Origin of the sequence: Edaphobacter sp., assembly GCF_035763405.1 — a bacterium.
Taxonomy (GTDB): domain Bacteria; phylum Acidobacteriota; class Terriglobia; order Terriglobales; family Acidobacteriaceae; genus Edaphobacter.
Map to the genome: position 1 here is coordinate 17,277 of NZ_DASUBE010000007.1, position 13,493 is coordinate 30,769.

The 13,493-nt window shown below is 61.1% G+C and carries 10 protein-coding genes, 1 tRNA gene and 1 riboswitch; of the genes, 7 read left to right on the forward strand and 4 right to left on the reverse strand.

Going from position 1 to position 13,493, the window contains the following annotated elements:
• Positions 1-40 precede the first annotated feature (40 nt).
• The 3 genes from VFU66_RS00640 to VFU66_RS00650 form a co-directional block, all read right to left on the reverse strand.
• Entirely contained in the window at positions 41-1,351 is a 1,311-nt protein-coding gene (locus tag VFU66_RS00640) for an efflux RND transporter periplasmic adaptor subunit (RefSeq protein ID WP_326444290.1), read from the reverse strand.
• Between the two features lie 3 nt (positions 1,352-1,354).
• Positions 1,355-2,746 carry a TolC family protein gene (locus tag VFU66_RS00645; RefSeq protein WP_326444291.1) on the reverse strand — a complete coding sequence of 464 codons (1,392 nt, stop codon included), beginning with the start codon at positions 2,744-2,746 and terminating at the stop codon, positions 1,355-1,357.
• Positions 2,747-2,966: 220 nt separating this feature from the next.
• A complete protein-coding gene (locus VFU66_RS00650; protein ID WP_326444292.1) occupies positions 2,967-4,223 on the reverse strand; it encodes an arsenic transporter in 1,257 nt (418 codons plus the stop codon).
• 388 nt (positions 4,224-4,611) lie between these two features.
• Here VFU66_RS00650 and VFU66_RS00655 point away from each other — a divergent pair, with 388 nt between their 5' ends.
• The 3 genes from VFU66_RS00655 to VFU66_RS00665 all read left to right on the forward strand — a co-directional run bounded on the left by VFU66_RS00655 (position 4,612) and on the right by VFU66_RS00665 (position 9,329).
• A complete protein-coding gene (locus VFU66_RS00655) occupies positions 4,612-6,210 on the forward strand; it encodes a hypothetical protein (protein WP_326444293.1) in 1,599 nt (532 codons plus the stop codon).
• Positions 6,211-6,503: 293 nt separating this feature from the next.
• Positions 6,504-7,559: a 3-deoxy-7-phosphoheptulonate synthase gene (locus tag VFU66_RS00660; protein ID WP_326444294.1), complete on the forward strand. Its 1,056-nt coding sequence runs from the start codon at positions 6,504-6,506 to the stop codon at positions 7,557-7,559.
• An 87-nt stretch (positions 7,560-7,646) separates the two neighbouring features.
• Entirely contained in the window at positions 7,647-9,329 is a 1,683-nt protein-coding gene (locus VFU66_RS00665; protein WP_326444295.1) for a patatin-like phospholipase family protein, read from the forward strand.
• A 155-nt stretch (positions 9,330-9,484) separates the two neighbouring features.
• Here the strand turns inward: VFU66_RS00665 and crcB are convergent, their stop codons facing one another.
• Complete coding sequence (gene crcB, locus VFU66_RS00670) at positions 9,485-9,862, reverse strand: fluoride efflux transporter CrcB (RefSeq protein ID WP_326444296.1); 378 nt, start codon at positions 9,860-9,862, stop codon at positions 9,485-9,487.
• Between the two features lie 118 nt (positions 9,863-9,980).
• Positions 9,981-10,057, reverse strand: a riboswitch (Fluoride riboswitch).
• A gap of 93 nt (positions 10,058-10,150) precedes the next feature.
• Here crcB and VFU66_RS00675 point away from each other — a divergent pair.
• From VFU66_RS00675 to VFU66_RS00690, 4 genes are all read left to right on the forward strand, one after another.
• Positions 10,151-10,227 (forward strand) — tRNA-Val (locus VFU66_RS00675).
• 35 nt (positions 10,228-10,262) lie between these two features.
• Positions 10,263-11,174 (forward strand): ChbG/HpnK family deacetylase, encoded by a 912-nt coding sequence (locus VFU66_RS00680; protein ID WP_326444297.1) that lies wholly within the window; start codon positions 10,263-10,265, stop codon positions 11,172-11,174.
• Positions 11,175-11,346: 172 nt separating this feature from the next.
• Positions 11,347-12,492, forward strand: coding sequence for an N-acetyl-alpha-D-glucosaminyl L-malate synthase BshA (bshA, locus tag VFU66_RS00685; RefSeq protein ID WP_326444298.1), 1,146 nt, complete (start codon positions 11,347-11,349; stop codon positions 12,490-12,492).
• 192 nt (positions 12,493-12,684) lie between these two features.
• Positions 12,685-13,493 (forward strand): hypothetical protein (locus VFU66_RS00690; RefSeq protein WP_326444299.1); only part of this gene is annotated, 809 nt, incomplete at its 3' end.

A 13,493-nucleotide genomic window follows, 5' to 3' on the forward strand; every position in this document is an offset into this window, starting at 1 on the left:
CGTACCGTCTCGTTCTGCTCCGCGCTGTCTCGGGTCGAGATCACTTGTCATCTCCGCTCTGTCCCGCACCCGGCTTCTCTGCATCTCCCGGCGACACGACCTTGACCTTCGTTCCTTCATCCAGCCCGTAATTGCCGCTATAGATGACGAGGTCCTTTGCCGTAATCCCCGCATCAATCTGCGCTTTGCCGTCGTCCACAAGCCCCACCGTCACGCGCCTGCTGTGCGCCACACTATCCACTCCAACCACCATCACCGATTTACTTCCATCCTGCGCCGTCAGCAACGCGCCCGAAGGGATGAGTAGCGCATTCTGCGCCGATCGTCCTTCCATCACGACATGGACCGGCGTGCCAACCTTGTAGGTTCCCTTCGGATTCTCGACCCGCAGCCACACCTCGACCGTCGTGCTGCCAGGATCGAGCGCAGGGCTGATCAGCGAAACCTTCGCCGGAACGGGCTCATCAACGCCCGGCACCTGAAGCGTCGCCGGGGACCCAACACGCAGACGCTGTGCCTCCGCAAGCGCAATATGCACCTTCGCCAGCAGCGCGGAGGTGTCCATCACCGTCAGCAGCGGCGTGCCCGCAGGAGCCGTCTCCCCCGCAAACAGTGAGCGGTCCGTCACCACTCCATTGATCGGGCTGCGTATCTCCGAGTAGCTCACCTGTGCCTCCGCCCCCAGATACTTTCCTTCCGCCGAGGTCAACTGGCCCTTCGCCGATTCCAGTGCCGCCTTGTGGCCCACGCTCTCCACGCCTTCCAGATGCTTCTTAGCCGTTTCATACGCGGCCTGCGCCTGCACCAGCGTCGCCATCGCCGTATCCAGATCGCGCCCCGGAATCGCGCCTTCGCTGAAGAGTTGCTTCCTGCTGTTCACGATGCTCTGGTTCAGATCGAGTGTTGCCTTTGTCTGCGCCAGATCGAGCTGCGCCTTCTGAAGGTCCTCAGGAACCTGCGCCTTCGTCGCTGTCTGATAAGCCGCCTGCGCCGCCGTGTACGCTCCCTTGTTGTCCAGCGCCGCAGCTTCCAGATCGCGATTCTCCAGCACAGCCAGCAACTCTCCCGCCTTGACCTTTGCGCCGCGCTGCACATAGAACCGCTTCACCGGCGCGCTGATCTTGGGCGAGAGCGCTGCCTGCGCCAGCGGTGCCAGCGTAGCATCCGCCTGGATATGCTCTGAGATGGCGCCAACTTCAGGGTGCGCAGCCTCCACGCTCACTTCCACAGTTGGAGCGGCCTCTTTCCCGTTGCAGCCACAAATCAGCGCCGCCGCGCAAACAGGCACAATCAGTGCTGCCAGCCGCCATCGCACGGCATCGAACTTCGTTGGGGACGTCACCCTCATCATGGCTTATAGTTCTCCCATCAGCGTCTTCAAATTGGCCTCTGCAATCTCGTTGCGAATCATGCCATCGGCCCGCGCATTCTCAGCCAGCGTCATCGAGTTCTCGGCATCGACCACCTCCAGCACCGTAGCCTCGCCGTTGCCGTAGCGCAGCTTCGTCAGCCGCAGGCTCTCGGCCGCCGTTTTCACGCTGTCGTCCAGCGACTGCATCTGCTCGCGTGCCGTCCTGGCCTCACTGTAAAACTCCTGGAGCCGCGCAATGAACTGTCGCTGCGTCGCTGTCAAAGCAACACGTGCCGCATCTCTACGTATCTCGCTCTGCTTCACCTTGTGACCCGTGGCAAGCCAGTCCCAAACAGGAATATCCACCGTCACGCTGGCCGAATAGCCCAGATTGCGCGCGCCGTCTGGTCCATTTTTCGCAAACTGCGCCGCATCAATTCCGTAGGTCACATTCAATCCAATATCGGGCAAATACGCAGCGCGTGCGGCAAGCACATTGGCATCACTAGCCTTCATCGCAGCCAGCGCGCTCTTCATCTCAGGATTGCTGCTCGCCGCAGCCGACTGCACATCCGCAAAAGCCGCAAGTGCGCCTGTATCCTTCGGAACCTCTAAGCTGTAAGGCGTGCGTGGATCTGGGAACAACAACGTCGCCAGTTCCAGATGCATCCTCTCCGCGATCACAGCGGCATCCGCCAGATCGCGCTGCTTCTGCTGCTGTAGCAGTTGCGCTTTCACGACATCGGCATGGGCCACCTCGCGCGCATTCTCGCGCTTCACCGTCAACCCTGTAAACGCAGCCGCTTCATCCGCCGCACGCTGTGCAATCGCAAGCTTCTGGTCCGACGCCAGCGCCCCGTAGTAGAGGCTCGTGACGGCAACCACCAATCCGCGTCGCACCACCTCCAACTGCGCCGCGTCGAGTGCCGAGGTCGCGTCGGCCAGGCGAACGCCGGCAATCCCCTTCAGGCCAATCACTTCGTTCACCATCGCCTGACTCATATACTCGTGAACTGCGTTGTTCGCAATGAATCGCGGCGTAGCCAGTTGCGCAGCAGCGGTACTTTGCCCCGTCTGGCCCAGCTCGCCACCCGGCTGGGTATACAAATACTGATTGTGATAGGTAACATCGGGCAGCAGCGCCGACCGCGCAATCGAGCGGTCCAGCGCCGACACTTTGCTCTGTGCCCGCGCTGCGGCAAACACAGGCTCGTTCGCCTGCGCCCGCTTAATCGCCTCTTCCAACGTAATCGCCACCGGGGCCACGGTCGCAGTCACTGCGGTTTGGCCCGTCTGCGCCAACGCCGGCGGACATAGAAACATCGTCGCGCCAAAAAACAGAACGCCGCTACAGAGCCACGCTGCCTCGGTTCGGTGCTTTCGAGTTCTCATCATTCCAGGCTCCGGGGAAAAAATATGCTCATTGTGCTTTTCGGCAGGAGCGCAGGGCTTCAGTCCTGCGCTATTCCCGGCAACTTCAAGGGGCTTTAACCCCGGGCCTTCCCTCCAGTCAATGCAAACGAACTTTTTCAGCATCATCTGAAGCCTATGGAAGTCCTCCTTAAAAAAGGCTGAAGTCAATGGAACACCTCCAGAATCTCCACGTGCGGCACGGCTACCATCTTAGATAAACAGCCGCCAGAGTAGCGATAACAAGCGCAAATGGCATCACCATGAAGCCTGCCTTAAAAAACGTCCATGCGCTCACATGCACATCTTCTTTCCGTATCTCCATCAACCACAGGATCGTCGCCAGCGACCCGGTCACAGAGAGGTTCGGCCCCAGATCAACCCCGATCAAAACCGCGCTGCGCAAAAGCCCCTCCACATGCGCTGCCGCCACGCTGGCGCCCGCAATCAGGCCAAGCGGAAGATTGTTGATGAAGTTCGTCCCCACCCCCAGCGCAAACGCCGTGGCCAGCGCGCCCGCCATCTGCGGCCACCGCTCAATCGCTACCAGAGCCGACTGGCACAGCCCTGACGCGCCCGCGCCGCTCAACGCCTCCACCAGCACAAAGAGCCCCGCAACCAGCGGCAGCACGCTCCATGAAATACCTTTGACCAGCGCCAGCGGGTTGGCCCGCTCCTTCACCGATAGCGCACCCGCGATGCAGACCGCCGTAACAAACGTAGGCATCCCCAGGTCTTTGCCCATGGCTGACGCGGCAAGCAGCACACCCGCCACAACCGCGAGCCCCGCAAGCGTGTGCTTCCCCGCGCTCGATAGATGCACCCGTTCCACATCGAGCGTCATCTCCCCCGTCAAACTCTCACGACAGCACCAACGCAACGCAAGATAGGTTGCTCCGATGGAAGCAACCGAAGCCGCAAGAAACATGCCGAACCAGCTTGCCAAGGGCGGCATCGTCGCATGAAACACAACCAGGTTGGCAGGGTTCGAAATCGGCAATACAAAGCTGGCAGCATTCGCGATGAACGCACAAATCAACAGGTACGGCAGCGGATCAGCCTTCGCCTTTTTCACCGACACCAGTACGGCAGGAGTCAGTACCACCGCCGTCGCATCATTCGACAGAAAAATTGTAACCAACGCGCCAAACGCATAGATCAGCGAAAACAGCCGCACACGCGACCCCCGTGCGTGCTCGACCGCAATGGCCGCCAGCCAGTCGAAGACGCCATGCGCCTGCGCCAGTTGCGCCAGCAGCATCATCCCCGCCAGAAAAAGGTAAACGTCCGAACCCTTCAAGACCGCGCGTGCAGCCTCACCGGGCGAGACCAGCCGCAACCCAACCAGCGCAATCGCCCCACCGGCAACCCACCACACTTCGGCGATGCCGCGCGGCCGAACCAGCATCAGAGCGATGCTCAGAGCAAACACAACCCAGATTGCGATGTAACTCGTTGGCATCCTCTCTCATTCAAGCCGACAAGTGCATCCACCGGCCTCACTCCGATTGCGTCCGCTCAAACCTTGCTTGATCTTACAGGCTACTGCGGCCTTCCCATTAGGTTGAGTACAACCATCAGCGTCCGGTCGAGTGTGACATCACGTTGAACCGCGAATAAACCACATCATCTCGACCACAGGCGGCGCTCTTGCCACCGAAGTGGAGAGATCCCCGTGTTGTATTTTGTCGCGCCCTCCATCTCCCATCGCGGAAACACCTTGCATCAACCCAAAACTCTACCGCCAGAGAAATCTTATTTTCACTGATAACAAAAAGGACTATGATGGCAACTACTTCCGAACCGCTGCACTACTACAATCCACCATGCCCCAAGCCGGAGACCCGCCCTTGCGCGCTGCCACTCGCCCCTCGCCCCGCCTGCTGCCTCTCTCTCTCGCATCCGCATGCCTGCTACTCGCCCCGTCTGGCTGGGCGAAGCAGCCGCCCGCCCCACACAGTCAGTGGGTCTACTCCGGCCCCGGCGGCGCACTCGTCTATCGCCAGTTCAAAACCGGCGACCGCATCGTCGATTTCTCATACGCCGGATACATGGGCGGCGGCGTAGCCATCCCTTCACTTCCGGCAAAGAAAACCGTCAACCCGTCCGGAGGCGACGACACCGCAGCCATCCAGCAAGCAATCGATCAAGTCTCAGCACTGCCGCTCACCTCCGGCATCCGAGGCGCAGTCCTGCTCGCGCCCGGCCACTTTCATTGCAACCAGACCCTGACCATCGCGGCAAGCGGCGTCGTTCTGCGCGGTAGCGGCGCAAACGAATCCGGCACCGAGATCGAAATGACCGGTGAGCCGCACCTCGCGTTTTCCATCACCGGCAAGAGCAGCATCGTCCCGGCAGGCGCACCCATACCCGTCGCCGACGCCTACATTCCCGCCGGAGCCATGTCATTCACCGTGCGCGACGCCTCCACCCTCAAGGCAGGCGACACCATCCAGATCGTGCGGCCCGTCACCCCGGCATGGCTGCACTTCATGGGCATGGACGCCCTCTCGCGCAATGACAAAAAAGAGACCTGGGTCTCGGGCGAGCTGAAGACCGAACGCAGAATCACCGCCGTCAAAGGCAATCAGCTCCAGCTCGACGTTCCACTCACTGACTCCTACAACGCGAAGTATCTCGGCGAAGGCGGCACCACCGTCATCAAAGTCAATCACACCGGCCAGATTGAACAGACAGGCATCGAGAGCCTGCGCCTCGTCGCACCTGCGCAAAAGATCACGCTCAGCCAGAAGCAGTTCACCGGCCTGCGCATGAAGGGCGCCGTCGATAGCTGGGTGCGCAACCTCAGCATCGTCGATACGACCGAGGCTGTCGGCATCGGCGAAGACACCCGCCGCATCACCGTGGACAACGTCAACGTCACCCAAAGCATACCTATCCAGGGCGCGGCCAAACCCGCCGACTTCGCCGCCAACGGCACGCAGATCCTCTTCAACCACATCAGCGGCTCCGGCGACAGCGTCTTCTACGTCGCCACCGGCCCGCGCGAACAGGGCCCAAACGTCGTGCTGAACTGCGTCTTCCACGGCAACGGCCACATCCAACCTCACCAGCGTTGGGCCACCGGGATGCTGGTTGATAACTGCCAGGTTCCCGAAGGCGGCATCGACCTGATGAACCGCGGCGAGATGGGCTCCGGCCACGGTTGGGCCATGGGCTGGGGAGTCGTCTGGAACAGCGAAGCAAAATCATTCCTCATCCAGATGCCTCCCGGCGCTGCCAACTGGTCCATCGGCAATCGCGGCGAGCAGTTGCTCGAAAGTATGCCAACTTTTCCCCATAGCACCGGTGCTCCCACTCTCCCGCAAGGAATCATCGAATCGCAGGACAAGCCCGTTGCACCGGCAAGCCTGTATCTCAAACAGCTCTCCGACCGCCTCGGCCAACAGGCCGTCAAAAACATCGGCTACGAGAGGAACTCCGAATAAGTCCAGCTTTGAAAAGGCGCGGCTTCACCTCCCCAGCCCACCACCACGCCACGTCATCTCGACCAAAGAGCCGCCGCGGTGGAGAGATCCCCGCATCTCTCCCCTTCAGCGTCAATGCATACCGTTCCCATACACCCTCATCCCACAGCCTTCCGCAGCCCCGGCGCAATCTTCGCCCCCCAATCACAGCCCCTTAACTGACCCACGGCAGGCGAGGCTGTAAAATTAAGCAAAGAAAGGTTTGACACCCCTTGCCGCACGACCGTGCCCGGCGCCTCCATCGAATGAACACCATGCTCTATCCCACAGACGACCTGCGCATCAAGTGGACCAAAGTTGTCCTTCCTCCTGTTTTCCTTGAAGAAGAGCTGCCCATCACCGAGCAGGCTTCCGCCACCGTCTTCAAAGCGCGCCAGGAGATCTGCGACATCCTCGCCGGCAAAGACCCACGCCTGGTCGTGGTTGTCGGACCCTGCTCCATCCACGACACCGAAGCCGCACGCGAGTACGCCACCCGCCTCAAAGGCGTCATGGCCGAGCTCTCCCGCGAACTGTGTATCGTCATGCGCGTCTACTTCGAGAAGCCCCGCACCACGCTTGGCTGGAAGGGCCTCATCAACGACCCCTATCTCGACGAGTCCTTCCGCATCAACGACGGCCTGCGCAAAGCCCGTCACCTCCTGCTCGACCTCGCCGAGATGGGCATGCCCGCAGGCACCGAGTTCCTCGACATGATCTCGCCCCAATACGTCGCCAACCTCGTCAGTTGGGGAGCCATCGGCGCCCGCACCACCGAAAGCCAGGTCCACCGCGAACTGGTCTCCGGCCTCTCCTGCCCTGTCGGCTTCAAAAACGGCACCTCGGGCAACGTGCAGATTGCCATCGAGGCCATCGTCTCCGCCGGCCACAGCCATAACTTCCTCGGCCACTCGAAGAACGGCCAGTCAGCCATCTTCGTCACCAGCGGCAACCCCGACTGCCACATCATCCTGCGCGGCGGACGCCAGACCGTCAACTACGACGCAGCCTCGGTCGAAGAGACCTGCAAACAGCTCGCTAAGGCAGGCATCCCGCAACACGTCATGATCGACTGCAGCCACGCCAACAGCAACAAAGACCACACCCGCCAAAGCCTCGTCTCGAAAGATGTCGCCGGGCAGATCGCCGCAGGCGACCGCCGCATCATCGGAGTCATGCTCGAAAGCAATCTCGTCGCCGGAGCGCAGAAGCTTGTTCCCGGCAAAGAGCTCGTCTACGGCCAAAGCATCACCGACGCCTGCATCGGGTGGGACGAAACCGTCGAAGCCCTCCACGAGCTGGCCACGGCAGTCCGCTCATCCCGCATCTAATAGAGGTGACTGGGGCTATTCCCTCCCCGCATGGGTGATGGTTCAGCCCCGGCGAAGATGCTCTAATTTCTGCTGAGAGCATGGGCCATGCCGAAGCGTCTGGCAATCACGATCGCGGGAGCCGTCTCGCTGGGAAGCTACGAAGCAGGCGTCCTCTACGAAGTCCTCGACGCCATCCACCAGCACAACGTCTCGCCCGAAACGCTCGATCACGAGCGCATCGAGGTGGACGTGCTCACCGGTGCCTCCTCCGGCAGCATGACCGCCGCCATCGTCGCGCATAAGATGCTCTACGCAGCCAACGAGTTTCGCGGACCCTACGATAACCCGCTCTATAACGTGTGGGTCAAACAGATCGACCTCGCCGGCCTGATGAACACCGTAGACGACGGCTCGCCTGAGAGCGAATCCGCACTCCGCTCCATCTTCTCCTCGAACATGGTCGAACGCATCGCCGCCGAAACACTCACCGCGCGCTACACCGACGGGGAGATACCCGCGCCCATCACCCACGTGGCCGCCGCCAGGTCCATCTCAATCGGCATGACCCTCACCAACATGAATGGCGTGGACTACGGCTACGACATGCATCCCAGCGGCAAGTTCGTCTTCACGCGTCACGAAGACCAGTTGACCCGCGTCGTCTCCGTCGAGGGCACCGACAACAAAGAAACCTGGGAGGAGATCCGCGACGCCGCCGTCGCCAGCGGCGCATATCCGCTGGCCTTTCGCGCCAAGGAGATGGACCGCCGCCGCTCCGACTATCCCAAGAGCAACCTTGAACCCTGGACCGACGATCCCTCGCGCTTCACCTTCACCGACGGCGGCGTCCTGCAGAACGAGCCGCTCGGCATGGCCAAAAAACTCGTCGATGCCATCGACCACCACTGGCACAACAAGAGCCGCTTCTTCATGTTCGTCTCGCCGCACGGAAAGAACTCCAACGCCGACTCCAGCTTCCGCGAGGTCAACGCCGACTACTTCCACATCATGCGGAGACTGGCCAGGGTGCTGCTCGGCCAGTCCGAGTTTCAGGACTGGGTCGCAGCCGTCGAGATGAACAAGGAGATCGCCCTGCTCGACGCCCGCGCCGCCGAAGTCGCAGAAAAGCTACGCTCCGGCGAACTCAAGAGTGCAAGCCTGAAGCGCACCGCCGACGGCCTGCTCAAAATCCTCTTCACCCAACCCAAAAACGGCAGCGCCCGCCGCGTCGCCAAAATCGGCCCCGAGACCCTCAGCGACGCTCGCCTCCGCATCGAGCACCAGTACCACGAAGAGATCGAGATGCTCGGCCCCGGCACCTTCAGCGCCGAAGCCTTCCGCGACACCGTCCTCGCCTTCGAGAAGGCCGCCAACCTCGGCGGGCGCGACTACATGCGCATCTACGGCGTCGCCGTCTCCGAAGAACTGCTCGCCGGCGCCGAGCTCTCCGCCTTCCTCGGCTTCTTCGACGAACGCTACCGTGTCCACGATTACGACCGCGGACGCATGGTGGCCCGCGGCGTCCTCACCGACCCCGCGCTTAGCGAGCCCGGCGAACTCGGCCCCATCCGCTACACCCCCACCCACACCAACCCCATCGACAGCACGCTCAACGGCCTGCAACTCAGCCAGCTCCCCAGCGAAGAGCAGCAGATGTTCCGCGACGGCATCAAAAAGCGCGTCAACGAACTGGTACGCGACCTCATCGGCTTCTGGTCTTACCCCGCCGATGTCGTCGTCATCGACCCGGTCATGAACGCCATCCTCAACCACCTCTTCCGCGAATAACCAGTCGTGTGGCAGGCTGCTTTGGGATGAACGTGGGGTCCAACATCCCCCAAACCCACGTCATCTCGACCGCAGGCGGCGCTTTCAGCCGCCGGAGTGGAGAGACCCCCGTATTTTCCGCGCGCGCGATCGTCCGAACGCCAGCCCAGGCGAAATTACGCAACCGCCCGCGCCAACATCACCCCGCACCACACCGCCGCCAACCCAAGCACGATGCTCAAAACCACATAAAGCGAAGAAGTAAAAAACTCACCAGCCTGCAACTTCGAGAAAGTCTCCCACTCAAAAGTAGAGAACGTGCTGTAAGCCCCGACAAATCCAACGGGAATCAGAAATCGCCAACCGGCGCTCAACTCCGTCCTGCGTCCCAGATAAGCCAGCGAAAAACCAATAATCACGCAAGCCGTAATGTTGATGATGAACGTCCCATAAGGAAACTTCGTCCCCATCCGGTCCGACACCACCGCGCCCACACCATAGCGAGCCAGCGAACCAAGCGCGCCTCCAATGGCGATATAAACATATTTCAGCAAAGTCGTTCTCCCTCGATCTCTCAACGCTCACAAAGCCACACCCCGCGCATCTCGCTCAGGATGATCACTTCACAAATTTCTTCAGGGATATGTCGTGGGCAAGACTCCGCGACAGGGTTCCCTGTCAGGAGTCATCATCTGCACCCCATCATCGAGGAGCAGCGGTTAAGGGTGAACTCCTTCACCACGCCAATATCTTTACTACACATTCAGGCGGCCATGCTGTCAAGCAGTTTGAAGAAGCCCGCCGCCTCCCATACACTGGAAACAGGTTTCACCGCGCAGAGCGGGCGGTTAGCTCAGTTGGTTAGAGCGCCTGCCTTACAAGCAGGATGTCGGGGGTTCGAGTCCCTCACTGCCCACCAAACCCTTCTGCCCAGCGGCCGGGCCTCCAATCCACATGGCTCCCCGCCTCATCATCAACGCGGACGACTTCGGCCTCACCCCAGGCGTCAACCGCGCCATCGCCGAACTCCACCAGGCCGGCGCGCTCACCTCCGCAACCCTCATGGCCACCGGCCCCGCATTCGACGACGCCGTCGCCATCGCCATCGCCAACCCTGCACTCGGCGTCGGCTGCCACGTCATCCTCACCGACGGCCAACCCGTCTCCCCACCCGAAACCATCCCCACGCTCCTTGGCCGCGACCGCGCCTCCTTCCGACCCTCGCTCTTCGACTTCGCACAAGCCCTCCTGCGCGGCAACGTCCACGAAGACGAGATCGAACGCGAAGCCCTCGCCCAGATCAACAAGCTGCAAGCCGCCGGCATCCGCATCACGCATCTCGACACGCACAAACACACGCACCTCTTCCCTGCTGTCACGCGCCCTCTGCTCCGCGCCGCCGAACGCGCAGGCATACGCGCCGTCCGCAATCCCTTCGAGCAACACTGGAGCGCCTCGCTCGACCACGGCAGCGCCCTGCGCCGCCTGCAAGTCCGCCTCCTCCGCCGCTTCCACACCAGCTTCGACCGCCAACCCCAAATCAGCAGCGCCCGCATCCTCACCACCAACGGGACCATCGGCATCTCGGCCACCGGCAATCTCGACCAGACCACGCTGCACACTATCCTGCGCTCCATACCGCCCGCCACCGCCACCTTCGAGCTCTGCTGCCACCCCGGCTACAACGACTCGGACCTCGACCGCATCACCACGCGCCTGCGCACCCACCGCGACATCGAGCGCACCGCCCTTCTGGCCGAGATTCCCGCCCTCACTCTGCATCCAAACGCCCCCCGCCTCATCCATTATGGAGAGCTCGCTCAAACCACCGGAGACGTGGACCGCCTGCTTACGTATCATCCATAGTGAACTGTAAATCCGTGTCATCGGTGCGAATCGGCGATAAGAGAATGCTGAAAAACCTTCAGGTTGCTTTTGGGGATGAGCGTGGGGCTTCAGCCCCGGGCTTCTCCCCAGTCAACAGAAGCGAACTTTTTCTACACCCACTTAAGCCTCACGCCCAAACACAGGGGAACCCATGAAGATCGGCATCACCTGTTACCCCACCTACGGCGGCAGCGGAGTCGTCGCCACCGAACTCGGCATCGAACTCGCCGCGCGCGGCCACGACATCCACTTCATCACCTACTCGCCGCCCTTCCGCCTCACCGGGCGCGAAGCCAACATCCACTTCCACGAAGTTGCCGTCTCCAACTACCCGCTCTTCGAGCACCCGCCCTACGACCTCGCCCTTGCCACCCGCATGGCCGAGGTGGCCGAGTTCTACTCGCTCGATCTCCTCCACGTCCACTACGCGATCCCTCACTCGGTCAGCGCCCTGCTCGCGCGCCAGATGCTCGCCTCACGCGGCCACCATCTCCCTTTCATCACCACCCTGCACGGCACCGACATCACCCTCGTCGGCCTCGACCGTTCCTACCTGCCCATCACCAAATTCGGTATCGAGCAATCCGACGGCGTCACCGCCATCTCCAGCTATCTGCGCGAGCGTACCCGCGAGGCCTTCGGCATTCAATCCGAGATCGAAGTCATCCGCAACTTCGTCAACTGCGACATCTACGTCCGCAACCCCGAACTCTTCACCGCCATGCGCCCCCGCTTCGCCGCGCCCGGCGAAAAGCTCCTCGTTCACCTCTCCAACTTCCGCCCCGTCAAACGCATTCACGATGTCGTCGAGGTCTTCGCCCGCGTCAACCGCGCCGTTCCTTCGCGGCTCATGCTCATCGGCGACGGCCCAGACCGCAGCGACGCCGAGTACCTCGCTCGCGAACACAACATCCAGGACCGCATCCACTTCGTCGGCAAACAGGACAACGTCAACGAACTCCTCCCGCTCGCCGACCTCATGCTCCTGCCCAGCGAGATGGAGTCCTTCGGCCTCGCCGCGCTCGAAGCCATGGCCTGCAGCGTCCCCACCATCAGCACCCGCGTCGGCGGCGTGCCTGAGCTCATCGACGACGGGCGCAACGGCCTGCTCTTCCCCGTCGGCGACGTCGAAGCCATGTCCACCGCGGCCATTACCCTCCTGCGCGACAAACATCGCCTCGAAACCATGGCCAAAGCCGCCCGCAAGACCGCGCAGGACCACTTCTGCGCCTCCCGCGTCATCCCCATCTACGAGGACTACTACGACCGCGTCATCAGCAGAACCAAATCCCGCTGAGCACCCCGCGTGACCGTTTGAGAAGAGTTGGTAAACACAAGCCGACTAACCGTTACCAATCCGTAGTCGATGAGCGCCTTGACGATTTGGCATCAATTGAGACGCATCCATGACGAGAACGGCGTTTATAAGGACTGACCCTAACAAACTGAAACTCGCTGAATTGCTGCCGCAGCCCTATAATCGTCGCAAATGGACGCCCGTCTCAAAGTAGCTGCGCGCTGGGTTCTCGTGCTAGGCACTTTGTCGGCGACCAGCCTAATACTCTTCATCCTCCTCATGGGCCTTATGCTTTGGCCGGATCGGTCCCTTGTCGCAGCTTTCACGGCGATTGGCGTCACTCCGCGTGCGACAATCAAGACCGCGCACCAATTTGATTTCCTTCTCGTAACCTTGGTCTGGGTCGTTCCGTCGGCGTCCGCCATCGGCTTTGCAGCGCGTAAACCCCAGCACAGAGCTCTTAGTCTTGGCCTTTCGGTTTCCGTCCTTCTCTTCGCGGCCATCTGCTTCTTCTTGGGGCTACACGACCATTCGATATTCATGGAGTGGGTCAGCATCGTCGCTACCATCATCGTGCTGAGTGCGGTTGTCGTCTCATTCTTCAAATTGAACTTTCTTCGCTCCCTGACAATCGCCAACTCCATCGCCATCCTGCTCCTCTTCGGCCCTTCAATGGCCGCTTTGTCTGGCAGGACAAGGACAGTACCGCAAGCAAAAGAACTGTGGTCCACAACGCTACAGGAGGAACAATGGCAATCCATGAACACCGGCTCAGAATATGCCGCAACAAGGCAGGTCGCTTTTGCAGGCGATCGTGTCATCGCTGTATTTGACGCCGGCTTCGCACCATCTCAACCAACCCAAGACAAATGGCCCGTCTCCGCCTATCGACTAATATCTCTGGATTCAAGGACCGGGGCGAAGCTCAAGGAGATCACCATTGACGGTAGGTGGGGCTCAATGCCATACATCTATCCGACGCAAAAAGGGTTTATTGATGT